Source organism: Aquabacterium sp., from assembly GCF_049317225.1.
Lineage (GTDB): Bacteria > Pseudomonadota > Gammaproteobacteria > Burkholderiales > Burkholderiaceae_C > Aquabacterium.
Window position 1 is genome coordinate 258,592 of record NZ_JBMOIR010000001.1, and the last position, 25,034, is coordinate 283,625.

The following is a 25,034-nucleotide window of genomic DNA, read 5'->3' on the forward strand; positions in this document are numbered from 1 at the left end:
GGGGACTTGGCTGCATTGGCTTATCGCCAATCACGGGTGCAGGTTGATCGCCGATCTGTGGCGTATCGGCCTTTTTACGGACCGGAAGATCGCTTGCGCATCAACCAGTGGCAAGGCATTCGGGCCAACTCACGCACGGCGCTGGATGCGTGGGAGCAGTTTGCCCTCGGGCACTTTGAGCAGGTGGTGCCCCTCCCAGACGAGGCCGTCAGGTTCTTTGATGACTATGTGCATGACTCATTTGCATCGTTTTACCTGGCTGGAGAGACCTCTGAATACGACAAGCGCAAGCGCGTACAAGAGATCATGCGGAAAGATCCTGACGATCTGAATGCCTTCGAAACACGCGTGCGAAGCCTGACCTTGCGCGCGCATGCTGCGTTGGAGAAGCGGGGCCGGGGGGAGTCGTTGACGACGGAAGAGGCTCGACTGGCCGATGAGGCGCAATACGGAACGCCGTACCCCGTGATGAAGGACGCGGATGCGGGCGATCTGATCTGCGGCATCGACAAGCTGGCCGTTCGGACGCAAACGGCTACGCGCCGAGAAGGTGGTGGCTACATCCTGCGGCGGGGCTACTACCCGCACAGCGGCTTCTTCATCCGTCGCAGCATCCATGAAGACGAATTGATGACGCAGCCTAATGAGGATGGTGTGGCGGTGAATTACGTCTGGAGCGATAACCTGGCCGTCGATGTGCCGCGAGCCATGGTCAAACAGACCGCGATGGCCGCGGCCGCGTCGCGTCAGGACGCCCCTGAATTGATCTCTTGATCAGGCTTGTTGTCCCCCTCCGCCATCACCCCATACCACCTCGCTCAGGCTGCGCTGCATGAGCACTGCGCCGTGGCGCACCGATAGCAGCGCTTGTCCTTGCGTGCGCAGGACCTCGTAGTCGGTGTCGGCGGACAGCACGACGAAGTTGGCCGGGCGCCCCGCGGCCAGACCGTAGCCTGAGCCCAGGTGCATGGTGCGTGCGCTGTGTTCGGTCACGAAGTCGAGGCTGCGTTGCAGGTCGTCGTAGCCCAGCATGTGGCAGATGTGCAGGCCCGCGTCCAGGATGCGCAGGATGTTGCCATTGCCCAAGGGGTACCACGGGTCGACGATGGAGTCTTGCGCGAAGCACACATTCAGCCCGGCCCGGTCGAGCTCGGGCACGCGTGTCAGGCCCCGTCGCTTGGGATAGGTGTCGAATCGGCCCTGGAGATGGATGCTTTCGGTGGGGCAGCAGATGAAGCTCAGGTCTGCCTGCTTGAGCAGGCGGAACAGCTTGGAGCAGTAGGCGTTGTCATACGAGCCCATCGCGGTTGTGTGGCTGGCCGTGACCTGGGCACCCATGCCACGCACGCGGGTGGCTTCGGCCAGCACCTCCAGAAAGCGCGAGGCCGGGTCATCTGTTTCGTCGCAATGCACGTCGACCAGGCGGTCGTGGCGTTCGGCCAAGTCCATCAGAAAGTGAATGGACGACACGCCCTGGTCCCGCGTGTTTTCGAAGTGCGGAATGCCGCCGACCACGTCGACGCCCATGGCCACGGCCTCGGTCATCAAGGCGCGGCCATTCGCAAATGACTCGATGCCTTCTTGGGGGAAGGCGACGACCTGCAGGTCCACCCACGGGCGGGCCTCGTCGCGCACTTCGAGCATGGCACGCAGGGTGCCCAAGCCCGGTTCCGTCACATCGACATGGGTGCGGACGTGTTGAATGCCGTGGGTGGCAAGCATGCGGATGGCGCGGTGCGCGCGCGATTTGGTGTCTTCGTGGGTCACCAGGGCTTTGCGCTCGGACCAGCGCTCGATGCCTTCGAACAGGGTGCCACTGAGGTTCCACGCCGGCTCGCCAGCCGTCAGGGCCGCATCCAGGTGGATGTGCGGCTCGACCAGGGGCGGGATCACCAGGCGCGACTGCGCATCCAGCCCGTCTAGTCCGGGGGCGCATGTGTCGGGTTGCGGGGTGATGGCGGTGAAGACGCCGTTGCACCAGTGCAGGGTGAAGAGACCGGTTTGGTGGCGCAGTCGGGCATTGACGATGTGGTTCATGTCATGACTCCTGGTGATGTAGGCAAGGCATGCAAACGCCATGCCGCGTGGGGGCATCGCGTCATGCTCTGCATGTCAGCTTGACACAGAGTAAGCTGCGCTTCATTCAAGGAGAGCCGAGTCATGTTGCAAGGTGTGGTCCGGGCCCAGGCCCGAGGTGCTTGGGGTGTGCGTCAGTGGGGCGCGGCATGCGTGCTTGCGATGGCGTCGTGGGGTGTGCATGCGGCGGACAATGCGGCGTGTCCGTCTTTGCTGGACAAGACCTTCCCGCGCCTGCAGGATGAAAAGCCGCAGTCCTTGTGTCAGTACGCTGGCAAGGTGGTGCTAGTGGTCAACACGGCCAGCTATTGCGGCTTCACCGGGCAATACAAGGGACTGGAAGACCTGTATGCCCGCTACAAGGAGCAGGGTTTGGTGGTGCTGGGTTTCCCATCCAATGACTTTGGCCAGCAAGAGCCGGGCTCCAGCAAAGAGATTGCGGATTTTTGCGCCAACACGTTTGGCGTGAAGTTCCCGATGTTTGCCAAGAGCCACGTGACGGGCAAAGAGGCCAATCCGCTGTTCGCGGAGTTGACCAAGGTGTCGGGCACTCGCCCAAAGTGGAACTTCTACAAGTACCTGATTGCCCGTGATGGCAAGTCCGTCGAGGCGTACAACAGCCTGACCGGGCCAGACAGCAGCAACTTGATTGCAGACATTGAGAAGGCGCTGGCGGCGAAGTGATGCTCGGTGCGAATCGGCAAAAAAAAGCCTCACCGGGTGGTGAGGCTTTGCAAACCCTGAGTTGTTGTGCCGTTGTTCTGGTTCGCTCCCTTGATCTGACTTTTCGTGTGATGACAGCACTTGAGTCGGACTGTAATGAGTTTTGTGCAGAGCAGCATCCCCCTCTGGAGGGTGCGTTCCGGGTAAACCGCCTGTTCGCGGGGCGGTAATGACGTGCAATCCGACACGCGGAAGGCTTCCGTGTGAGGGCCGTCTATCAAGTGCGCTCCGGGCAAGACGAAGAAGTGGTCATCATGGGTTGACGTCTGGCATGTGGACCCCCACATCTGGAGCAAGCCCGACGACCGAGGAGTCTTTGTCCATGCACATGCTTTACAACTCTGACAGTTACGCTGTTGTCGAGATCGAAATGCCGACGACCGGTCTGCAGGCTGTGCATGATTCGCACGCCAGCCTCACCCGGGGTGGCTTTGAGATCGTGGACAAATTTGCGCGCAAGGAAATCTTCATCGAAGGGGCTCTGGCAGAGACTTTCAAGGAGGGGGTAGAGGCCTTGATCGAGAGCGCGCCCAGCATTGAAGAATTCGACGCCTATCTGGAGCGTTATGCCGGCATGGCCCAGCAGCCAGTGATCGTGCATTGACGGTAGATCATGAGTAGCGTCTGGATCGGGCTGCTGGCAGTGGGCGCATTGCTGGTGGGGGCGGCTGGTGCCTGGATTTGGCACCGGCGGTACAAGCCGCGAGCCAGTGAGACCACACAGCACCGTGCGGAGGTGGCGGCCGATGAGGCCGCGCGTGCGGTCACGCATGATCCGTTGACGGGCTTGGCCACGCGTTTGTTGCTGGAAGATCGATTGGCCGCCGCCGCCATGCGTGCGGACATCCGTGAGCAGCACATGGCACTGCTGTATGTCGATCTGGATGGATTCAAGGCCATCAACGATTCCATGGGGTACCGACGCGGCGATGAGCTGTTGTCCGAAGTCGGGCGCCGCTTGCTGTGCATCGGCCGGTCCACCGATGTCGTGGCACGCCTGGGGGCCGACGAGTTTTTGATGCTGCTGGATGGTGACCCGGATGCGTCGTCGTCTGCGCTGGTGGCCGATCGGGTTCGTCAGAGTTTGCAGGAGCCGTATCACGTCGGTGGCCGAGAGGTTCACTTGTCATGCTCGATCGGCATCGTGCTGTATCCGGACCATGGGCCCCGTGCGCGCTTGATTGCGCGGGCGGATGCGGCCATGTTGGCGGCCAAGCGCGCGGGCGGCAACATGCATTGCTTCTATGAGCGTCGCATGGAGGCCGATCAGGATGTGGCCATTGAGTTGCAACGCGATTTGCGGCGTGCGATCGAGACCAACCAGGGCTTGATGCTGCACTATCAGCCCAAGATCGACACGGTCAGCCAACAGGTGACGGGGGCCGAAGCCTTGCTGCGATGGCAGCACCCGACGCGTGGCATGGTCAGCCCGGTGGAGTTCATTCCGATTGCTGAACGCTTTGGCCTGATCGGTGCATTGGGGGCCTGGGTGATTGATGAGGCGTGTGGACAAATCAAGACCTGGCGCGGCATGGGCTTGAGCATGCGGGTGGCCATCAACCTGTCGATGCATCAGTTGCGGCAGTCGGATCTGGTCGAAAAAGTCGCTGAGGCGTTGCGACGACATCAGGTGCCGCCGGATCTGATCACGTTCGAAATCACCGAGTCGGCCGCGATGGAGGATGCGCAAGCCTCCATGCGGCTTTTTGAGCAGTTGGCCCAAATTGGCGTGTCCTTATCGATTGATGACTTTGGTACGGGCTATTCCAGCTTGAGCCATTTGCGCAAGCTGCCGGCCACGCAACTCAAGATCGATCGCAGCTTTGTGCAGGATCTTGGGGGCGAGGAAGACGCCCGGGCCATCGTCAAGGCGGTGATCAAACTGGCGCACGCCTTGGGGCTGGAGGTGGTGGCCGAAGGCGTGGAAACGCGCGACCAGCAAGACATCCTGACCGACTTCGGGTGCGATCAGTTGCAGGGCTATTTATATGCCCGACCCATGCCCGCCAAGCATCTCCAGTTGTGGGCCCTGGGGGATGACAAGAACACGGCACACCCGTCTTTCCGCGATTCCTTGTTCAATCAGGATGGGGAAGCGGATGCTTCCGGCAACGAGCATCCGCCTTATCACTAGGGGGTCGGGAGGTGTCGTCCTGCGCAGCGGCCTGACGACTCTCTAAAATAGCGGCATGAACACGTCAGCTTCCCCCATCGCGCCGGTCGAGCGCCGCCCCTACACCCGTGCCGCACAGCTGCCTGAGATCATGCGTCAGCGCATCGTGGTGCTGGATGGCGCCATGGGCACCATGATCCAGCGTTACAAGCTGACCGAAGCCGATTACCGCGGTGCCCGCTTCGCCGAGCACGCGACCGACCTCAAGGGCAACAATGAGTTGCTGCAGCTGACCAAGCCCGACGTCATCCGCGAGATCCATGAGCAGTATCTGGCGGCGGGGGCCGACCTGATCGAAACCAACACCTTCGGGGCGACCACGGTGGCGCAGGATGATTACCACCTGCCCGAGCTGGCCTATGAGATGAACGTGGCCGCCGCCAAACTGGCGCGGGCCTGCTGCGACAAGTACAGCACGCCCGACAAGCCCCGCTTTGTGGCCGGCGCCATTGGCCCAACCCCGAAAACCGCGAGCATCAGCCCGGACGTGAACGACCCCGGCGCACGCAACGTCGATTTCGACACGCTGCGCGCGGCGTATTACGAGCAAGCCAAGGCCTTGATGGAGGGTGGCTGTGACGTCTTCCTGGTCGAAACGATTTTCGACACCCTCAATGCCAAGGCGGCCATCTTCGCCATCGACGAGCTGTTCGAGGACACCGGTGAGCGTCTGCCCATCATCATCTCGGGCACGGTGACGGACGCCTCGGGGCGCATCCTGTCGGGGCAGACGGTCGGGGCGTTCTGGAATTCGGTGCGCCATGCGCATCCGCTGGCGATTGGCCTGAACTGCGCTTTGGGCGCCACCTTGATGCGGCCCTACATCGAGGAGTTGTCCAAGATCGCGGGCGATACCTTCATCAGCTGCTATCCCAATGCTGGTTTGCCCAATCCCATGAGCGACACCGGGTTTGACGAGACACCCGAGATCACAGGCGGGCTGGTGGAAGAGTTTGCCAAGGCAGGCTTCCTCAACATCGCCGGGGGCTGCTGCGGGACCACCCCGGATCACATCGCGGCGATTGCCCAGCGCGTGAGCGCCTGGAAGCCACGCTGCCTGCATGGCGGCACCACGGGCTTCCTCAGCGGTCTGGCTGCCTGATTGGGTCTGGCGTGTGGCTCAGTGGCGCTCGTGATGGCGCCGCAGGGCATTGAGGGCCTCGACCACCGCATGGGTGGCACTCATGAAGGCCGAGCCCCCATCGAGCATGCGCATGGCTTTGTCCTTGTCCCCGCGGTTGACCACTTCGGCCACGGCCCCGGCGGCCAGGTGAAACTCGCGGTGGCGTGCCACCAGGTTGGTGAAATCGGGGGCATTGCTCCAGCGTTGACCGCCTGGGCCGTGCACCCACTTGCCCACTGCGCAGCAGTCGTCGCGTGAGATCGCTGCGGCATCGAGTTGATCGCCGCTGCTGATGGCATTGCGCAAGGTCGTCTTCCATTTGCCATGGGCCGCAATGGCAGCGCGGAAGTCGAGGTTTTCTTCTGCCGTGATGCGGGCTTGCGCTTGCTTGCGCAGGTCCACCGCATCGGCCTCAGCCAAGGTGGCGTCCTCGGTGTGCAAGCGCAGCAGACCCAGGATCTTGCCGGCATGACCCACTTGGTTTTGCAGGTTTTCGGTGGAGGCGGCAATCTCTTCCACCATGGCCGCATTTTGCTGGGTGATGCGGTCCATGTTGCTGACGGAGTCGCTGATCATGGCCACACCGCGCTGCTGTTCTGTGGCGGTGTTGGCCAGTTCGCGCAACAAGGTGGTGACCTGCTCCACCGATTGCAGCGCCTCGGCCATGCGTTGTGTGGCGGTTTGCGTTTCGTTGTTGCCAGCAGCCACCCGCTCGACTGACTCGCCGATCAACTGACGGATTTCCCGCGCAGCGTCGGTGGTGCGTTGCGCCAGCGACCGCACTTCGGTGGCCACCACGGCAAAGCCCCGACCAGCATCGCCTGCTCGGGCAGCTTCGACGGCGGCGTTGAGCGCGAGGATGTTGGTCTGGAAGGCCACGCCTTCAATCACATGGATGATGTCGCCCACCCGCTGGGAGGACTGGTTGATTTCACTCATGGCTTGCGACACGCGCTGGACCGAGTCCTGACTGCGTTGCGCTTGTGCAGACATGTCGGCGGCCAGTTGAGCGGCCTGGCTGACCGATTCAGCCGCTTGGCTGGCGGTGCCATTGATTTCCTCGGTGGTGGACGCCGTTTGCTCCAGGCTGTTGGCTTGAACCTCGGTCCGCGCAGACAGATCGAGGTTGCCGGAGGTGATCTCCTGGATGGCGCCACGCAGGTTGTTGATCTCCATGGTGGTGTCGGCGATCACGGCACGGATGTTGACGCTGAGTTGTCTCAGGGACATCTGCAGTCGGCCCAGTAGCCCGTCTCCCGATGTGTCGACTTCGGTGCTCAGATCGCCAGCGGCCATGATGTCCAGATGGTCGCGCAGACTCAGATACGGGCGAAGGATCATCACGCGGCAGCCCCATGTGGCTGCCAGGCACAGCGCGGTGGCAGCAGCGGCCAGCCAGGGCAGCGGCAAGACGGTGCTCAGGCCGACGATGGTGGCGACCGTGGCCAATTGCAGCAGCGTGGACGGGCCGTGCCAGACCTGCTCCAGTGTGCCTCGCAAGCGGTGGGCGAGCCCCTTGTTCTGGACGCGGCCTTGGTACAGCGTGATGCGGCTGCGTCCCTGTTCTGCGTCGGCGTTGAGCTTGGCGTAAAGCGCTTCGGCGGCGGAGATTTCGTCTCGTGTCGGACAGTTGCGGACCGAGAGATAGCCTTGAATCTCGCCGGTGCCATTGCGGCGGATGGGGATGCTGCTGGCCTTGACCCAGTAGTGATCGCCATTCTTGCGACGGTTCTTGACGATGCCCACCCAAGGGCGCCCTGATTGGATGGTCTCCCACAGATCCCGAAAGGCTTCAGCAGGCATGTCTGGGTGGCGCACGACGTTGTGTGGCTGCCCTTGGAGTTCATCCATCGTGTAGCCACTGACCTTGATGAACGCCGCATTGCAGTAGGTGATGCGGCCTTTCAAGTCAGTGACGGACACCAGCGAGTAATCGTCTGAGAAGGTGAATTCCTTCTGGGTGACGGGCGTATTCAGACGCATGAGAACTCTCCGAATCATGCTGACGGCCTCGCATCCACTGCAATGCGGAAACGCCGGTCAGAGTTCGGAATATCGGTCTCACCCCTTGAATCTTGAGTCGTTGATGTGGTTTATTGATTTGTGATTGAGAAAAGATTGACGGAACTGATGTGAGTTAAAAAAACAAGGCGTGTTCACGCGCGCTCGTGGTGGCGCCGCAAGGTATCCAGCGCTTCCACAACCGCACTGGTGGCCTTCATGAAGGGCGATCCGTTTTGCAGCAAGCGCAAGGCTTCCGTGCGGTGGCCTCCGTTGACTGCCTCGGCCACTTCGCCCGCGCGTGCATGGAACTCCCGATGCCGCTGCACCAGATTGACGAAATCCGGCCTCGTGCCCCACTCGTGACCACCCGGACCATGCACCCATTTGCCCACGGTGCAGCAGTCATCCCGTGAAATGGTGGCAGCATCCAGCTGTTCACCGCTGTCAATGGCGTTGCGCAGCGTGGTTTTCCACTTGCTGTGTGCCGCGATGGCCGCACGGAAGTCCAGATGGGTGCTGTCACTCAGCCGCAGCTGAGCCTGCTTGCGCAGGTCCACGGCATCGACATCCGCCAAGGTCCCGTCATCAGGGCGCAGACGCATCAAGCCCAGCACCTTGCCGGCGTGTGCGATCTGGTTTTGAAGATCGGTGGTGGATGCGGCGATTTCTTCCACCATCGCTGCATTTTGTTGCGTGATGCGGTCCATGTCGTGCACGGACTCGCTGATGGAGGCCACACCCCGCTGTTGCTCGCTGGCCGTTTCAGCCAATTCGCGCAGCAAGGAGGCCACTTGTTCGACCGATTGCAGCGCCTCGGCCATGCGTTCGGTAGCAGTGTTGGTCTCCGCATTGCCGGCGGCCACGCGTTCGCCAGACTCGCCAATCAGCTGCCGAATTTCGCGCGCGGCTTCGGTGGTGCGCTGGGCCAATGAGCGGACCTCGGTTGCGACCACCGCAAAACCGCGGCCGGCTTCGCCCGCGCGTGCTGCTTCAACAGCGGCGTTGAGCGCGAGGATGTTGGTCTGGAATGCCACCCCCTCAATGACATGAATGATGTCGCCCACCCGTTGCGAGGACTGGTTGATGTCGTTCATGGCGGTGGACACCCGCTGCACCGAGTCCTGGCTCCGCTGAGCCTGTGCCGCCATATCGGATGCGAGCCGGGCGGCCTGACTGACGGAATCCGCTGCCTGGCTGGCCGATTGATGAATCTGGGAGGTGGTTGAGGCGGTCTGCTCGAGGCTGTTCGCCTGGATTTCGGTGCGAGACGACAGGTCCAGGTTGCCGGACGTGATTTCCTGAATGGCGCCGCGGAGGTTGTTGATCTCCATGTTGGTGTCAGCCGTCACCGCCCGAATGTTGGCGTGCAACTGGTTCAACGACATTTGCAAGCGGCCGAGCAAACCCTCTCCGGACGTGTCCACCTCGGTGCTCAGGTCGCCAGAGGCCATGGTGTCCAGGTGGTCGCGCAGGCTGAGAAAGGGCTTCAGGATCAGGACGCGGCTGAACCATGCCACCGCCAGGCACAGTGCCAACCCCATGGGAACCAACCATGCCAGCGGGACAGCCGTGCTCAGGACCATCAAGGCGCATGTGACCACCAACTGGACGAGTGTGGACGGGCCATGCCAGATGTGTTCCAGCGGCCGGGTCAGTCTGGCCAGCCAGCCATGCTTCACCACGCGACCTTGGTGCAGGGTGATCCCGCCGGCGCCGCGTTCTGCCTGCGCATTCAGCACGGCATACAACTGCTCCGCCCCTTGGATTTCTGCACGTGTCGGCGGGTTGCGCACCGACAGATAGCCCACGGTGGTGCCCGTCTGGTTCTGGCGAATGGGTATGGCGTTGGCTTTGACCCAGTAATAGTCGCCATTTTTGCGGCGGTTCTTGACGACGCCCACCCATGGGCGGCCGGACTCCAAGGTCGCCCACATGTCACGGAAAGCCTCGGCGGGCATGTCCGGATGACGGATCAGGTTGTGCGGCTGACCCAGAAGCTCATCAAGTGAGTAACCGCTTACTCTCACGAAAGCGGCGTTGCCATATGTGATGCGGCCCTTCAAGTCGGTCACGGAGACCAGGGAGAAGGACTCGGAGACGAGATATTCCTGATTGCTGACGGGCGTGTTCAGGCGCATGGTGACCCTCAGAAAAACCGAGTTGGCGTTGAACCGATCAGCGCCAGGGTGGTTTTCGGAAAATCGGCAGTTGCGCCTTAACCTTGAGCGTTAAACCTGATGCCGGTTAATTTCAGCCCGCGTACGGGTCGGCAAAGCCCAGCTTGGCCATGATTTCGCGCTCGCGCTGCTCCATGGCCTGGGCCTCATCTTCTTCGATGTGATCCCAGCCCTGTGCATGCAACGCGCCATGCACCAGCATGTGGGCGTAGTGTGCGATCAGGTCCTTGTTTTGCTCCTGGGCTTCGCGCTCGATCACGGGGGCACACAGGATCAGGTCGGCCATGACGACGGGTTCGTGCGCGTAATCGAAGGTCAGCACATTGGTGGCGTAGTCCTTTTGCCGATAGTCGCGATTGAGGGCCTGGCCTTCCTCGGCATCGACGATGCGCACGGCGAGTTCTGCATCGTTTTCCAGTGCGGCCTTCAGCCAGCGGGCCACTTTGTGGCGGGGCAGTTGGTCGCGGTGGCGCTTGTCTGCAAATTGCAGGCTCAGGGTCAGGTCGATGCTCATGGGGCGGACGATTCGTCGGAGTCGGGGCGCGCCGAAGCACGCGTGTTGCGGGAGGGGCGGCTGGCGCGCGGGACCTCGGTCGGGGCCGGCGGTGCGGGGGGCAAGCCCTCGTGGCCTTGGGCGGCCTGGGCCGCGTCATACGCTTCCACGATGCGGGCCACCAGAGGATGGCGCACCACGTCGGCGGCGGTGAAGCGGGTGAATGACACGCCTTTCACCCGTTTGAGGATGCGCTCGGCCTCGATCAGACCACTGCGTGCGCCGCGCGGCAAGTCAATCTGGCTGACGTCGCCGGTGACCACCGCCCGCGAGCCAAAGCCGATGCGGGTGAGGAACATCTTCATTTGCTCGGGCGTGGTGTTCTGGGCCTCGTCCAGGATGATGAAGGCGTGGTTCAGCGTGCGACCGCGCATGAAGGCCAGCGGGGCGATTTCGATGAGCCCCTTCTCGAAGGCCTTGGTCACCCTGTCAAAACCCATGAGGTCGTACAGCGCGTCGTACAGCGGGCGCAGATAGGGGTCGACCTTTTGGGTCAGGTCTCCGGGCAGGAAGCCCAGGCGCTCGCCCGCCTCGACCGCCGGACGGGTCAGGATGATGCGTTGCACCGCACTGCGCTCCAGCGCATCGACCGCGCAGGCCACGGCCAGGAAGGTCTTGCCGGTGCCGGCGGGGCCAATGCCAAAGCTCAGGTCATGCGACAGGATTTGGCGCAGGTAGTGAACCTGATTGGGCGTGCGGCCTTGCAGATCGGCGCGGCGTGTGTGCAGGGTGGGGCCGTCCGGGTCGGCGCCGGCATCGTGTGGTGCTGGCTCGTTGGTGTCGGATGGGGCCTTGCCTTGTTGGGCGCGCTGCTGGGCGGCCAGGCTGGACGTGATGGCCAGTTGCACCATCTCCGGACTGATCGCGCGATCGCTGCGGGCGTAGAGCGCCTCCAGCAACTCGACCACGCGCTGCGGCACGCCTTTGGCGCCTTCAATGCGGAATTGCTCGCCCCGGCGCGTCATGGTCACCCCGAAGGCGGCCTCGATGGTTCGCAGATGCTCGTCCAGCGGCCCGCACAGACGGGCGAGTCGGGAGTTATCCGGAGGAGAAAAGCTGTGGCGCAGTTGCATGGAGGTCCGATATGGGGTAATCGATATAAATTGTCGCTTGCCCTGCGCGTCAGCGGGTGACATCTATTGAGAAAATGACGACATGAATCTGGCGCGGGCATTACATGCGTCAGGACAAATGGGGTACGGAGTCGTCTTTGAGCATGCTGGGTCACGCGTGGCAATCCTGGGCCCGCTTTTTTAGCCAGGAGTGGGTCTCCGAAGGAGAGGGCGGCGTGGAAGCGACGGCGACGGAGCCTGCCCCCACCCCCTCGCGTCGTCGAGTCTGGCTCGTTGCATTGGCCGGCTTGCTGTTGGCCGCGCTGGCAGGTTGGGGTTTGCTGGTTCTCAACAGCGAGGCGGTGCGTCGCAGTCACCCGGCGGTGGCGGTCTTGCTGGATTCGCCCGTGAAGACCTTGTCTCAGCCTTGGGTGGTCGAGAGCCCATCGGCGCAGTTTCCCCTCAATGTGCCCGCTCGCGTCATCGCGCTGCCCGATGAGTGGTCCATCAATCACCCGGGCTACCAAGGCTCGGTCTGGTATCGCTTTCGATTTGATCCCAGTGCATCGGCTGCCCCCGATGAGTTACAGGCCCTCTATGTCGAGCGCGCCTGCTCGAATGTGGAAGTGTTTCTGAACGGGCAGTTGCTGTACCGCGGCGGGCGCATGAAGCTGCCCTATGCCCGCAACTGTTTCCGCTCGCACACCATTCCTTTGCCGGCGGCCTTGCTCAATGCTTCGGGCAACCTGGTCGACATCCGGGTGGTGGGCTATCCGATCGACGAGGTCACGGCCCGCCAGCGTGCGGGGGGGCTGGCTGCAGTGCGTGTGGGGCCCCTGCCCCATATCCGCCAGCTGGAAGCCGAGCAGGAGTTCTGGAGCTCTACCTTGTCGCAGGTGCTGGGTGGCATTCTGGCGGTGCTGGGCGTGTTTGCCTTGGGGATGGCGTGGGTGCGCCGCCTCGACTATCTGGTCTATTTCGGCTTGCTGACCATTGGCTGGGCCTTGATGACGGGGCGCTTCTGGCTGGGGGACTTGCCCATGCCGAATGCCACCAGCGAGATGCTGATGGCCTTGCTGTTTGCGCCGATGGCGGCCTTTGCGGTCAAGTTCTTGCTGAGCTATGCGGGGGCCCGCATCCAGAACGTGATCAGCGAGGCGTGGATGCGCCGCATCAATGCGGCCCTGTGGGCGCAGTGCGTGTTGCTGCCCATGAGCCTGCTGCTGGCGGGCACGCATCGCCTGTTTGCGGGGTCGCGCATCTGGTACTTGCTGTTTGCGGTCGAGGTGTTTTTCTCGGTGGTTTTCTTCTTGTGGCTGGCCGGCAAGAAGCGACGCCCGGAGTTCTGGTTGATGTGCGGGGCGCTGGGCATCGTCACCACGGTGATGGGCATCGAACTGGCCTACCAATATGGGTTGATCCGCCTGTGGGGCATCCATGTGACGCACTTCGTGATGCCGCTGCTGTATGCCTCGGTGGCCGTTCGCTTGATCCAGGTCTATGCCAAGGCCTTGCGGACCGCAGAGGGGGCGCGTGCGCAGTTGGAGCGCCGGGTCACCGAGATCAGCGATGAAATCGAGCGCAACTTCAGTCAGATTGCCGAGCTGCGTGCCGAGCAAGTGGCCGAGAAGGAGCGCAAGCGCATTGCTTCCGACCTGCATGACGACCTGGGCGCCAAGCTGCTGACCATTGTGCACACGGCCGACAACGACCGCATCTCGACGCTGGCGCGCGAAGCGCTGGAAGAAATGCGCCTGTCGGTGCGGGGTCTGACCGGGCGTGCCATGGTGCTGTCCGATGCGCTGGCCGACTGGCGTGCCGAGGTGGTGTCCCGCCTGCGTCAGGCCGGCATCGAGTGCGAGTGGCGCAACCCCAATGACATCATTGAGGAGCCGCTGTCGTCGCGCACCTATGTGCAGACCACGCGCATCCTGCGCGAGGCCGTGAGCAATGTGATCAAGCACAGCGAGGCGTCGCACGTCATCATTTCGGCCGAGGTGCATCTGGATCTGCACGACTTCGTGCTCGTCATCCAAGACAACGGCAAAGGCATCCCGATGGAGCTGGATGGCCGCCTGGATCGGGGGCACGGCATGACCAGCATGAAGCACCGTGCCAAACAGCTCAACGGGCAGTGTCTGGTGGAGTCGGGGCCAGGATTTGGCACCGTCATCCGACTGACCTTGCCGCTTGAAATCGCGACCATGCAACAGGCCCTGACCGGGGGAGGCTTGCCGTCTCCCGGCACTGCTAGCATGATCAACCAGAATCGCGCATTCTGAGGTGCGCACGAACAATGAGAAGTGAGGCTTAGAACACCATGAAACAAATCCTTTTGCTTGAAGACCTGCCCGAAATCCGTGCCTGGCTCAAGACCCTGGCTTTGCAGGTGTTTCCTGGTGCACACATCAGTGAAGCCTCGCGCGTGCACGATGCGCTGGAACTGGTCAATGCCGTGCGCTTTGACGTGGCCTTGTGCGATCTGGGCCTGCCCGATGGCTCGGGCGTGGAAGTCGTGCAAGCCTTGCGCGAAAAGCAGCCCGAAGTGCAGTCGGTCGTGGTGACCATCCACGAAGATGACGACCACCTCTTCCCCGCCTTGCAAGCGGGCGCGTTTGGCTACCTTCTCAAGGAACAACCCCGCGAGCAACTGGCCGAGCAACTGCACCGCATCAGCCAGGGTGAGCCCCCGCTGTCGCCCTCGATTGCGCGCCGCGTGATCCAGTACTTCACAGCGCAGGCCCGCATGAAGCCCGCCATGGCCGAGCCCGACAACGTCACGCCGCACGTGCAACTGACCGAGCGCGAGAACGAAGTGCTGCTGCGCGTGGCCAAGGGTTTCACGCTGCCCGAAATCGGTCAGCAGCTGAACCTGTCGCGTCACACCATTGCCGACTACGTCAAGCAGATCTATCGCAAGCTCAACGTGTCGTCGCGTGCCGAGGCCGCGCTGGAGGCGCAGCGTCTGGGCCTGTTCCGCCGCTAAACTGGCGGCATGATTGCCCGCCTGACCGGGGAGCTGGCTGCCAAGGCCCCTCCCTATGTGCTGGTCGACGTCCACGGCGTCGGCTACGAAGTCCAGGTGCCCATGAGCACCTTCTACAACCTCCCCGAACTGGGTGCCAAGGTCACCTTGCTCACCCAGTTCATCGTGCGTGAGGACGCGCAACTGCTGTTCGGTTTCCTGACCGCCGGCGAGCGCGAGTCCTTCCGCGAGCTGATCAAGATCAGCGGGGTGGGGCCACGCATTGCGCTGGCGCTGCTGTCTGGCCTCAATACCGAAGAGCTGGCACAGGCCGTGTCGGCGCAGGATGCCAGCCGCCTGGTCAAGGTGCCGGGGGTGGGCAAGAAAACCGCCGAGCGTTTGCTGCTGGAGCTCAAAGGCAAGCTCGCGCCGGTGCTGTCGGCGCCGGGATTCTCGGTGGCCAATGACGCGCAGGGGGACATCCTGCAAGCGTTGGTGGCCCTGGGCTATTCCGACAAGGAAGCCCAGGCGGCGCTCAAGGCCTTGCCGGCCGATGTGTCGGTGAGCGATGGCATCAAGCTGGCACTGAAGTCGCTGGCCCGCTGACAGCGGCCACGCGCTCTCGGTATCATCGTCGGCATCATGAAACGCACTGTCGTGAGGCGCTTAGCCGGCGCCGTTCTGGCCTGCGCTGCCGCGAGCGTGCAGGCCCACAAGCCTGATGTCATCCCGGCGCATGCGGCGGGCCGTCCCTTGTCTGCCTCGTCGTTTTGCGAGGTGATGACGCGTCGCTTGCCCAATGTGTCGCGGGCCGTGTGCGCACGCGCCCAACTGCAGGCCATGCCTGTTCGCTCTGTGAGCGGCAACCAGTTGGTGCAACGTGATGTGGTGTCACCCCATGCGCGCTTGCGCGTGCTGGTGGTGGGGGGCATTCATGGTGACGAGTTGTCGTCCACGGCGCTGGTGCTGCACTGGATTGGCGCAGCGATGGAAACGCCGTCCAACATTCACTGGCGTTTTGTGCCGCTGATGAATCCCGACGGCATGCTGCAAAGCCGGCCTTCACGGACCAACGCACGGGGCGTGGATCTCAATCGCAACTTTCCGACGCCCAATTGGGACAAGGAAGCACCCATGTACTGGAAAGAGCGCACGCGCAGCGATCCGCGACGCTTCCCGGGTGGCAAGCCCTTGTCCGAGCCCGAATCCAAGTGGCTGCATGACGAGATGGAGCGCTGGAAGCCTGACTTGATCGTGTCGGTGCATGCGCCCTATGGTGTGCTCGATTTTGACGGGCCGACGGTGCCGCCCAAGCGACTGGGTCGCCTCTATCTGGACCAGGTCGGCATCTTTCCCGGCAGTCTGGGCAATTACGGCGGCGTGTACAAGAAGGTGCCGGTGGTGACCATCGAGTTGCCCAATGCCCTGCGCACGCCGCAAGACGCGGAGATCCGCCAGATGTGGCTGGATCTCCTGCGCTGGACGGCTGACCGACTGGGCGCCGACTGATCTGGGCCGTCCGCGCGAGGGCTGTCAGGGGCGAGGGGGTGCGGCCTGCGTGCTGGGCATGTGTGCCAGGATGCCCAGCAAGCGCTGAATCTGCAGCGGTTTGACCAGATAGTGGTTGAAGCCGGTTTGCAGGGCGCGGGCAATGTGCTCGGGCAGGGCGTCGGCGCTCAGGGCAATCAGTGGCAGGGTTTTGAAATCGGCCTGCGCCCGCAGTCGGCGGCACAGATCCAGTCCGCTGCCATCGGGCAGGTTGATGTCGACCAGCGCCACATCCGGGCGAATGCTTTCAATGCTGGCGAGCCCTTCGCCGGCCGTTTCGGCCGAGTACAGGCGCACCTGCGGATAGGCCGCAAACATGGCTTCGACCAGACTGCGGTTGAGCGCGTTGTCTTCGATGTGCACCACCCGCAGGGGGGGCAGCATGATGGCCGGTTCGGCCCCGCGGGCATAGGTGGATCGCAAGGCGCCAGGCCCCTCGGCCAGCGGCAGTCTCAGCGTGAACACGCTGCCATGACCCAAGGTGCTGCTGACGTCGATGCGGCCATGCATCAGTTCAGCCAGACGCTGAGAGACGGCCAGACCCAGGCCATTGCCGTGGGCGCGCCCCGATGGTGAATCCAATCGCGCAAACGGCTGGAAGATGCGGCTCAGGTCGTCTTGCTCGATGCCAAAGCCCTGATCCTTGACCTCGATGATGGCCACGCGTTCGTCGGGGGCGGCCTTGGCCTGCATCCAGACCGTGGCACCGGGTGGGCTGTACTTGATGGCATTGCTCATCAAGTTCATCAGGATGGAGCGGGTGTGCTGGGCATCGGCCCAGACCGGCGGACACTGGCTGTCGACCACCACCGTGACGTCCTGAGACTGGTCTTCCAGTGCCGCCCGCACTTCGCGCAGCAACACGGTCAGCTCGACGCGTTGCGGTCGGATGCCCAGTGGCTTGTCTTCGAGGCGGGCATATTCCAGTGACTGGTCGAGCAGGTTGAGCAGTTGCTGCCCCGCGGCATGGATGTGGCCAACCTGACGGCGCTGCAAGTCGGGCAGTTCGTCGTCGCGGCTCATGTCGAGCAGTTGCGTGAACCCCAGGATGGCATTGAGCGACGAGCGCATGTTGTGACTCATGCGCGAAAGGAACTCGGCCTTGGTGGCCAGCGCCACTTCCAACTCCAGGCGCTTGGCGTGTTCGGCATCGGCACGCCGACGGTCGCTGATGTCGGTCAGCACTTCGATGTAGCGGTTGACCTGTCCGTCCGGGCCATGAATGGGCTGCACCGATCGGGTCACCCAGAACGGTTCACCGTCTTTGCGGTGGTGGCACACCTCCAGCTTTTCGATGCTGCTGCCTTGGGCCACGGCTTGGTTGATGCGGGTGATGGTGGCGTCGTCGGTGTGTGGGCCGCTCAGCAGTTCTTCGGGCAGCAGGCCATGGCACTCGGTCAAGGTGAAGCCGGTCAGGCGGGTGAAGGCGGGGTTGATCCAGGTGATGCAGCGGTGCGCATCGCAAATCAGGATGGCGTCGGTGACGCGATCCGCCACCAGCGCCAGTTCCTGGTTGGTGCCTTGTGCGCGCTGCAGGGCGATCTGAACCTGTCGCAGGATCTGGCCTTGCTGCTCGAAGGCGTCCTGACGCTGTCGCACTTCTTCAAGCAGTCGCTCGGGGTCGTCCGCCACGGATTCGGAAATGCCCGCAGGCAGGGATCGGCGTGATGCGGTCGTCTTGCGCGCCGTATCCGGCGGCACCACGGAGGTGAGTTCAGGCATGTCGGTCTCCTCGTTGTTCTGGGGTGAGGTGATGCAACGTCCCGCGCACGTGGTGGGCACGAGCGCGCTGACGACCGATCCTGCTTGGTTTCAGCGCCGGGAGTCCGAGTGTAGGCACTTCACCGGCACTTGACCATGCGGCAGACCCTGAGGGTGAAGGGGTTGCCCGTGTGTCGGCGCACGGGTCCCTTGCCTTGATCAGGTGCCGGGCTTGAGTTCGACGGTGTCGATCAGTCGCTCAGGCCCGCGACGCAGGCCGCCGCCGTCATAGTGGGTGACGTTCTGGCGCTCAAAGAATTGGACGGTGATGCCGTTCGCGTGGGCCTCGCTCATGGCTTGGCGGGCAGCCTGGATCAAGGTGTCACGGTCAGCCAGATCGGTCACCTCGTACACCACGAGCGTGGGCTTCTTGCCCGCGCCAGGGTGGGCGTACAACACCTTGCCGTGTCCTGTCTTGTCGGCCTCCGCGTGGGGCGGGAAGTGTCCGTAGGCCGTCGTCACGTCCTGAGCCACCTGGTTGGCCACATCCGCATCCGAGAAGTCGGGGATGTGGAACGCGGTCCAGAACAGAAACGAAAGAACGCAGGCACCCACCAGGGCGACTGCGCGAATGGCCATTTTGATCATGGTGGGCGGGGACGGCTAGGAAAGCTTTCAGCATAACCCGCTCAGCTTTCATATTCCTTTTACTCGGGATCAGGCATGCTGTGTCCATGAGCACCTTGCATGACCTTCAGGCTGCCGCCCGACAGACCTTGGTGTCGGTGGCCACACAGCCGATTGCCCAAGGACTGTCGAGCCTGCAGGCCTCGGCACAAGGATTGACGTCAGCCGAAGCACGAAGTCGCTTGGCACGAATCGGGCCCAATGTGGTGGTGGCTGATGCCCGGGTGGGTTTGCTGCGACAGTTGGCGCAGCGCATCGTGAATCCGCTGAACATCCTGCTGCTGGCGCTGGCGCTGGTCTCGGTGTTGACAGGTAATGTCGAGTCGGCCGTCATCATCACCCTGATGGTGGTGCTCAGCCTCACACTGGCGCTGGTGCAGGAGCGACGCTCAGGGCGGGCCGCGGAGGCCTTGCGGGCCATGGTGCACACCACGGCCACGGCGCTGCGCCCGGATGCCGGGGCAGATGCTCAGGCGGCGGGCGGGCAGGAAGTGCCCATGGAGGCGCTGGTGCCGGGTGATGTCGTGCGCCTGTCGGTGGGCGACCTGATTCCGGCCGATGTGCGCCTGCTGTCGGCTCGGGACTTCTTCGTCAACGAGTCGGCGCTGACGGGCGAGTCCATCCCGGTTGAGAAAACAGCCGAGGTGGCCGCATCGCAAACAGAGCTGCTGGCGCTGCGCAATGTGTGCTTCATGGGGACCCATGTGGCCAGTGGTGCCGCCACCGCGGTGGTGGTAAACACCGGGGCGCGTGCCATTTTTGGTGGCATCGCCCAGGCCATGGCGGGCGAGCACGTGCAGACCAGCTTTCAGATGGGCATCAACCGCTTCATCTGGCTGATGCTGCGCTTCATGGCAGTGATGGTGCCGCTGGTGTTCCTGATCAACGGGCTCACCAAAAGGGACTGGCTGGAGGCCTTGCTTTTCGCCTGTGCCGTGGCCGTTGGCCTGACGCCCGAGATGTTGCCCATGCTGGTCACGATGAACCTGGCCAAGGGTGCATTGACCATGTCGCGCAAGAAGGTCATCGTCAAACGCCTGGATGCCATCCAGAACTTCGGGGCCATGGACGTGCTGTGTACCGACAAGACGGGCACGCTCACCCAGGACCGTATCATTCTGGAAAAGTACATTGACCTGGATGGGCAGCCCAGCGAGCGGGTGCTGGAGTTGGCCTACCTCAACAGCTATTACCAGTCCGGCCTGCGCAACATGCTGGACGTGGCCGTGCTCAAGTACGTGGCGGTGCACGAGCGCCTGCATGCCGAAGGCGAGTACCAGAAGGTCGATGAGTTGCCGTTTGACTTTCAGCGCCGCCGGATGTCTGTGGTGGTGGCGCGAGGGGGTGAGCGCCTGCTGATCTGCAAGGGCGCCGTGGAAGAAGTGTTCAGCGTGTGCCGGGACGGCATCGTGGGAGGGCAGTCAGTGGCGCTGGATGACAGCCACCTGGCTGCGCTGCAGGCCGAAGCCCATCGTCTCAACGAAGATGGTTTTCGGGTGCTGGCTATAGCCTGCCGCCCCATGACGGCCGATACCCACACCATGTCTGTGGCCGATGAGTCGGGTCTGACCCTGCTGGGCTATGTCGCGTTTCTGGATCCGCCGAAAGAGTCCGCGCAACCCGCCTTGGCGGCGCTGAAGCGCCATGGCGTGGCCGTCAAGATCCTGACCGGTGACAACGAGGTGGTGACGCGCAAGGTGTGCCGGGAAGTGGGGCTGCACGTCGAGCGGGTGCTGCTGGGACACGAGGTCGAGGCCCTGAGCGACATCGCCTTGCAGGAAGCCGTGGGCGACACGCAGGTGTTTGCCAAGCTCTCGCCCGATCAGAAGGCGCGGGTCATTGCTGCCTTGCGCGCGTGCGGGCATGTGGTCGGCTACATGGGCGATGGCATCAACGATGGCCCGGCACTCAAGGCAGCCGATGTGGGCATTTCGGTCGACACGGCGGTGGACATTGCCAAGGAGTCAGCCGACATCATCTTGTTGGAAAAGAGCCTGCTTGTGCTGGACGACGGGGTGATGGAAGGCCGCAAGGTGTTTGCCAACCTGCTGAAGTACATCCGCATGGGGGCGAGCTCCAACTTCGGCAACATGTTCAGTGTGCTGGGGGCGAGCGCCTGGTTGCCGTTTCTGCCCATGGCGCCCATTCAAGTGCTGACCAACAACCTGCTGTATGACTTGTCACAGTCGGCCATTCCGACGGATCGAGTCGACTTGGAGGAGTTGCGCGGGCCCCGGCGGTGGGACATCGGGCACATCGCGCACTTCATGGTGTGGGTGGGGCCCGTCAGTTCGGTGTTTGACTACGTGGTCTTTTTGCTGATGTTCTATGTTTTCCAGGCGCAAACGCCTGAGCAGGCGGCTTTGTTCCATACCGGGTGGTTTGTGGAGTCCCTGCTGTCGCAGACCCTGGTGATCCACATCATTCGCACCGGGCGTTTGCCGTTCGTGCGCAGCCGGGCCAGCCGGCCCTTGCTGTGGACCACCCTGGCCGTGTGCGGGGTGGGGCTGAGCCTGCCATATTCGCCCTTGGCCCCGGCCTTGGGCTTGGTGGCGTTGCCAATGGCGTACTGGCCTTGCCTGGGGCTCATCTTGGTGAGCTACCTGGGCGCCACCTTCGCCATGAACACCTGGTTTCGGCGGCGTTTCAGTTTATGAGTTGGCGGCCTGACGCAGTTGCTGCAGGCGTGTCAGCAGGGCCTCGTCATCGACCTCGACAGTGTGGGCAGCGCCGCCGTAGATGCAGCCATCGTTGCCATCCAGTGTGAGGATCTCTCCCTCCTGAAAGGTACGCTCGCCCAGTTGGACGGTGCGGGCGCCTTCGTCGATGTGCAGGGCCGCACACCCGACCAGACACACTTTGCCCATCTGGCGTGCCACCACGGCGGCGTGTGAGGTGCGGGCGCCGCGTGCGGTGAGCAGGCCTTGGGCGTGTTCGAGTGCGGCCATGTCGCAGGTTTCGGCATCTCGGCGGACCAGGATGACGGCGGCGCCACTGGCGTGGCGGGCCTGCGCCCGTGCCGCGTCCAGTGCAATTTCGCCTGTGGCCACGCCATTGCAGGCCGTGGCGCCTTGACCCAAGGGTGTGAGGGGCTCCCCGCCGATGGCCACCACGCGGACTTGCCGCAGATCGGCCGCCTGCAGGGTGGCTGTGCGCTGTCGCGCCTCGTCCTGGTTGATGAGGCCTTCGGTCCACAGGTCCAGCGCAATGCGGGCTGCAGCTTGCGGGGTGCGCTTGCCGTGACGGGTCTGCAGCATGTACAGCTGGCCGTCTTGCACGGTGAACTCGAAGTCCTGCATGTCGCCCAGCGTGCGTTCCAGTTGCGCAGTCGCGGTGCACAGGGCATCCCAGGTGGCGGGCAGGACCGTGGCCAGTTCATCGTGGCCATGGGCGCTGCGGCGGCCGGACACCACGTCTTCGCCTTGCGCGTTGAACAGAAAGTCGACCCAAAGGCGGGGCTCGCCCGTGGCCGGATCGCGTGTGAAGCCCACGCCGGCGCCAGAGCGGCCGCCCGCGTTGCCAAACACCATGGCTTGCACGGTCACGGCGGTGCCCAGGTCATCGGGCAGTTCGTGCAGGTGGCGGTAGGCCACGGCTTTCTCGGATTGCCACGAGGCCAGCACGGCCCCGATGGCATCGGCGAGTTGCTGGGTGGGGTCCTGTGGAAATGGCTGGCCGTGTGCGCGGGCATAGGTGGCCAGATAGCGGCGGGTGAGTTCGCGCAGCTCGGTGAAGTCCAGGTCGCGCTCGTCGCGGCCGGCCGCGAGGTCGTGCAGGTCTTGCTCGAACAGGGCCGCATCCAGACCGGCCACCACTTCGCCATAGGTGGCGATCAGACGTCGGTAAGCGTCCCAGACCAAGCGCGGGTTGCCTGTTTGCCGGATGAGGCCATGCACCGTGGCATCGCACAGGCCGATGTTGAGCAGCGTTTCCATCATGCCGGGCATGGACACCGGTGCCCCCGAGCGCACCGCCAGCAGCAGGGGGCGGCGGGTGTCGCCGAGCACGGTGCCGCAGCGGGCTTGTAGCGCCTTGAGTCCTGGCATCCAGGTGCTGGCGTGCGTGGCGGAGGCGCGAGACGCCTCACTGTGACAAGCGGCGGTGGGGATCACGAAGGCGGGCGGGACGGTCAACCCCATCTGTGCCATGCGCAACAGGTTCCAGGCCTTGAAGCCCATGGTCTGGGCGCTGGCGGTGGGCGTGGCATCGGCTTGGGTGGCGGGGCTTCCGCAGCCAATCAAGTACAGCGACAGCTCGGGGGTGCTCATGGGCGCACCTCGGCCTGGCTGAGGACCACATCGCGCAGGCTGTAGGCGGCTGTCAGCAAGCGATCCGAAGCCAGCTCCAGCGTGCAGGCCAGGTCGTTGGCCAGCATCAGGCTGGGGGCGTCGTCGATGGCATGCAGCAAGGTGCGACGCGCCTGACGCAGCAGCTCGTCGCACCGCTTTTCGGCATGCAGCACGGCCCAGGTGGTCGACAAGAAGGCGTCGGTGTCGCTCGCATCCGATTCGGCACTCAGGGTGCGGGCCATGGCCAGGGCCTTGATGTGATCCTGCACGGCTTGCAGCACCGTTTGCGCCAGTCGGGTCAGGGCTTGTCGAACCTCGTGGCTCCAGCCTTGCTGATGATGGTCGGCGATCAGGTCCATCATGAAGGCAGCTTCCTCCAGGGCATCGGCCACATCGTCCGAGATGGCCAGCAGGTGGGCCACCGGGCGCCAGTGGGGTTGGCGGGCGGCTTGTTCACGCGCCTGCATCACGAGATGATCGGCATGGCGTTCCCAGACTTTGGCACGCGCGCTGAGTTCCCGGGCGGTGTCGTGCAGGCCGCCATGGCAGTGGGTGAGGGCATCGCTCACACCTTGCGCCAGTGCGTGGCAGTACGCGGCGTGCTCGTCCAGCAGGTCGAACGCCATCGTGCGGCGCTGGGCCTGACGGGCCAGCAGCAGTCGGGTTTCATCGGCCACCAGGGCCACGGGCTGCCCGCGCAGCAAGGCCTGTGTGGCCAGTCGCATCACGTCCAGCAAAAAGGCCTGGGCCGCTGGCTCACCCAGCACCGCATCTAGCCGGTCACCGATGCGGAACGCCCCTTCCAGGGCCTGCATGGCGCCAAACACCAGTTGCTCGCCGCCGGCCTTGAGCCAGGCCATGTGGCCGACCTCGGCATCGGCAGCCGCACGCAACACGGCCAGGGCCCCGGTTTTGCTGACAAAGTTCAGCAGACGTTTGCGGGCGCGGTTCCAGTCAATGAGGAAGACGATGCGGGCACCCAGCTCGGTGAGTGTGTGCTGCAGGTGCGCTTCGTCGGTGCAGTCAAAGGTGGCGGTGCCCACGGTGTAGGCCTCGCCACCATTCAGTTCAGAAGACAGGTGGGATTGCGGCGTGTGCCATTGCGCCCCCAGTGCGCCGAGCAGGCACTGAAAGAAGGTGAAGCGGGAGAGATGCAGGTCGGAATAGGTCAGCGTGACGCGCAGGGCTTCCACCTGGATGACCAGCACATGGGCATCGTTGGTACCGATGTCGTTTTGCACCAGCAGGCGCTCGCCGTCACGGGTGGCGGCGGTGTCCAGCCCGGGGTGGTCAAACTTGAGGGGCGCGGTGCGATGCAGGCCTTGCATGAAGGCTTGCACGCGGGGACGGTCGGTGTCGCTCAGGTGCCAGACGTGTGCCCCGTCGATCTCCTCGCTGGCCAGATCGGCCGCCAGATGGTTGATCTGCTTGTGCAGGTCCATCACCAGGATGTGCAGGCTGTCACCGTGCTGGCGCTGGCCATGGGTGAGGTGACGCAATTGCTCTGGGTCCAGCCGCTCGCCGTGCAAGGCGTCCAGCCAGTCTTGCCACTGGGGCACGCGGGTGGCCAGGTCGGCGGGCACCGCCGGGTCGGCCAGCACCGGGCGGGCCATGGTGACCAGGTCGTCGTGCAGGGCGGCTGCCAGCCGGTCCAGTTCGGGCACCAGCAACACACCGTCGACCAGGCTGGCGCCAGCGGGCAGTTCGTGCAGCCAGGCTTCTTGTTTGAGTCCGGCCGCAGCCAGTTCGTGGTGCAGGTCGGCCACATCGCCATGCGGGTGTTCGGCGTGGTGCGCGGCCATTTGCAGCACCGTCAGGTAGAGCTTGAGCCGATCGTTGGCCGCCAGCGCGGCCTTCACCCATACCGGCATGAGCAGACTCAACTGCCCCATCGATGCCACTGCCTGACTTTTCTGCATGACCTGCTCCGACCAAAGTGCAGCAGTCAGTCTGGCGTGCGTGT

At 63.5% G+C, this 25,034-nt stretch carries 19 protein-coding genes; 10 read left to right on the plus strand and 9 right to left on the minus strand.

What is annotated here, in order from left to right; all coding sequences use genetic code 11:
• Positions 1-6: 6 nt before the first annotated feature.
• Positions 7-774 (plus strand): hypothetical protein, encoded by a 768-nt coding sequence (locus ACOYNB_RS01030; protein ID WP_422837252.1) that lies wholly within the window; start codon positions 7-9, stop codon positions 772-774.
• Here ACOYNB_RS01030 and codA read toward each other — a convergent pair whose 3' ends face one another.
• Entirely contained in the window at positions 775-2,037 is a 1,263-nt protein-coding gene (gene codA, locus ACOYNB_RS01035; RefSeq protein WP_422837253.1) for a cytosine deaminase, read from the minus strand.
• A 123-nt stretch (positions 2,038-2,160) separates the two neighbouring features.
• Between codA and ACOYNB_RS01040 the strand changes: the two genes are divergently transcribed.
• From ACOYNB_RS01040 to ACOYNB_RS01055, 4 genes are all read left to right on the plus strand, one after another.
• Positions 2,161-2,760 (plus strand): glutathione peroxidase, encoded by a 600-nt coding sequence (locus ACOYNB_RS01040; RefSeq protein ID WP_422837254.1) that lies wholly within the window; start codon positions 2,161-2,163, stop codon positions 2,758-2,760.
• A gap of 361 nt (positions 2,761-3,121) precedes the next feature.
• On the plus strand, positions 3,122-3,403 hold the full coding sequence (locus tag ACOYNB_RS01045; protein WP_422837255.1) for a BTH_I0359 family protein: 282 nt from the start codon (positions 3,122-3,124) through the stop codon (positions 3,401-3,403).
• 9 nt (positions 3,404-3,412) lie between these two features.
• Positions 3,413-4,933 (plus strand): putative bifunctional diguanylate cyclase/phosphodiesterase, encoded by a 1,521-nt coding sequence (locus tag ACOYNB_RS01050; RefSeq protein ID WP_422837256.1) that lies wholly within the window; start codon positions 3,413-3,415, stop codon positions 4,931-4,933.
• Positions 4,934-4,988: 55 nt separating this feature from the next.
• Positions 4,989-6,074, plus strand: coding sequence for a homocysteine S-methyltransferase family protein (locus ACOYNB_RS01055; protein WP_422837257.1), 1,086 nt, complete (start codon positions 4,989-4,991; stop codon positions 6,072-6,074).
• A gap of 18 nt (positions 6,075-6,092) precedes the next feature.
• Here the strand turns inward: ACOYNB_RS01055 and ACOYNB_RS01060 are convergent, their stop codons facing one another.
• From ACOYNB_RS01060 to ACOYNB_RS01075, 4 genes are all read right to left on the minus strand, one after another.
• Positions 6,093-8,078, minus strand: coding sequence for a methyl-accepting chemotaxis protein (locus ACOYNB_RS01060; protein ID WP_422837258.1), 1,986 nt, complete (start codon positions 8,076-8,078; stop codon positions 6,093-6,095).
• 173 nt (positions 8,079-8,251) lie between these two features.
• Positions 8,252-10,237, minus strand: coding sequence for a methyl-accepting chemotaxis protein (locus ACOYNB_RS01065; RefSeq protein WP_422837259.1), 1,986 nt, complete (start codon positions 10,235-10,237; stop codon positions 8,252-8,254).
• A 112-nt stretch (positions 10,238-10,349) separates the two neighbouring features.
• A complete protein-coding gene (gene ybeY / locus ACOYNB_RS01070) occupies positions 10,350-10,790 on the minus strand; it encodes an rRNA maturation RNase YbeY (protein WP_422837260.1) in 441 nt (146 codons plus the stop codon).
• A complete protein-coding gene (locus ACOYNB_RS01075) occupies positions 10,787-11,902 on the minus strand; it encodes a PhoH family protein (RefSeq protein ID WP_422837261.1) in 1,116 nt (371 codons plus the stop codon). Before ACOYNB_RS01075 ends, ybeY begins: the two co-directional genes overlap by 4 nt.
• 143 nt (positions 11,903-12,045) lie before the next feature.
• On the opposite strand from ACOYNB_RS01075, the gene ACOYNB_RS01080 reads away from it, so the two are divergent.
• The 4 genes from ACOYNB_RS01080 to ACOYNB_RS01095 are packed head-to-tail and all read left to right on the plus strand — an operon-like array spanning position 12,046 to position 16,355.
• On the plus strand, positions 12,046-14,163 hold the full coding sequence (locus tag ACOYNB_RS01080; RefSeq protein ID WP_422837262.1) for an ATP-binding protein: 2,118 nt from the start codon (positions 12,046-12,048) through the stop codon (positions 14,161-14,163).
• A 38-nt stretch (positions 14,164-14,201) separates the two neighbouring features.
• Positions 14,202-14,867, plus strand: a complete 666-nt coding sequence (locus ACOYNB_RS01085) for a response regulator (RefSeq protein WP_374255693.1) — start codon at positions 14,202-14,204, stop codon at positions 14,865-14,867.
• Positions 14,868-14,876: 9 nt separating this feature from the next.
• A complete protein-coding gene (gene ruvA, locus ACOYNB_RS01090) occupies positions 14,877-15,452 on the plus strand; it encodes a Holliday junction branch migration protein RuvA (RefSeq protein WP_422837263.1) in 576 nt (191 codons plus the stop codon).
• A gap of 36 nt (positions 15,453-15,488) precedes the next feature.
• Positions 15,489-16,355 (plus strand): M14 family zinc carboxypeptidase, encoded by an 867-nt coding sequence (locus tag ACOYNB_RS01095; RefSeq protein WP_422837264.1) that lies wholly within the window; start codon positions 15,489-15,491, stop codon positions 16,353-16,355.
• A gap of 24 nt (positions 16,356-16,379) precedes the next feature.
• On the opposite strand, the gene ACOYNB_RS01100 is transcribed toward ACOYNB_RS01095, so the two are convergent.
• Positions 16,380-18,116 (minus strand): PAS domain-containing hybrid sensor histidine kinase/response regulator, encoded by a 1,737-nt coding sequence (locus ACOYNB_RS01100; RefSeq protein ID WP_422837265.1) that lies wholly within the window; start codon positions 18,114-18,116, stop codon positions 16,380-16,382.
• Between the two features lie 198 nt (positions 18,117-18,314).
• On the minus strand, positions 18,315-18,734 hold the full coding sequence (locus ACOYNB_RS01105; protein WP_422837266.1) for a hypothetical protein: 420 nt from the start codon (positions 18,732-18,734) through the stop codon (positions 18,315-18,317).
• A 95-nt stretch (positions 18,735-18,829) separates the two neighbouring features.
• Here ACOYNB_RS01105 and mgtA point away from each other — a divergent pair, with 95 nt between their 5' ends.
• Complete coding sequence (mgtA, locus tag ACOYNB_RS01110; RefSeq protein WP_422837267.1) at positions 18,830-21,439, plus strand: magnesium-translocating P-type ATPase; 2,610 nt, start codon at positions 18,830-18,832, stop codon at positions 21,437-21,439.
• Here mgtA and ACOYNB_RS01115 read toward each other — a convergent pair.
• Both ACOYNB_RS01115 and ACOYNB_RS01120 read right to left on the minus strand, forming a co-directional pair.
• The gene (locus ACOYNB_RS01115; protein WP_422837268.1) at positions 21,434-23,050 is read right to left on the minus strand and encodes a PEP/pyruvate-binding domain-containing protein; all 1,617 of its coding nucleotides are present in this window, start codon (positions 23,048-23,050) and stop codon (positions 21,434-21,436) included. The genes mgtA and ACOYNB_RS01115 overlap by 6 nt on opposite strands.
• Complete coding sequence (locus ACOYNB_RS01120) at positions 23,047-24,990, minus strand: DUF47 domain-containing protein (protein ID WP_422837269.1); 1,944 nt, start codon at positions 24,988-24,990, stop codon at positions 23,047-23,049. Before ACOYNB_RS01120 ends, ACOYNB_RS01115 begins: the two co-directional genes overlap by 4 nt.
• Positions 24,991-25,034 lie beyond the last annotated feature (44 nt).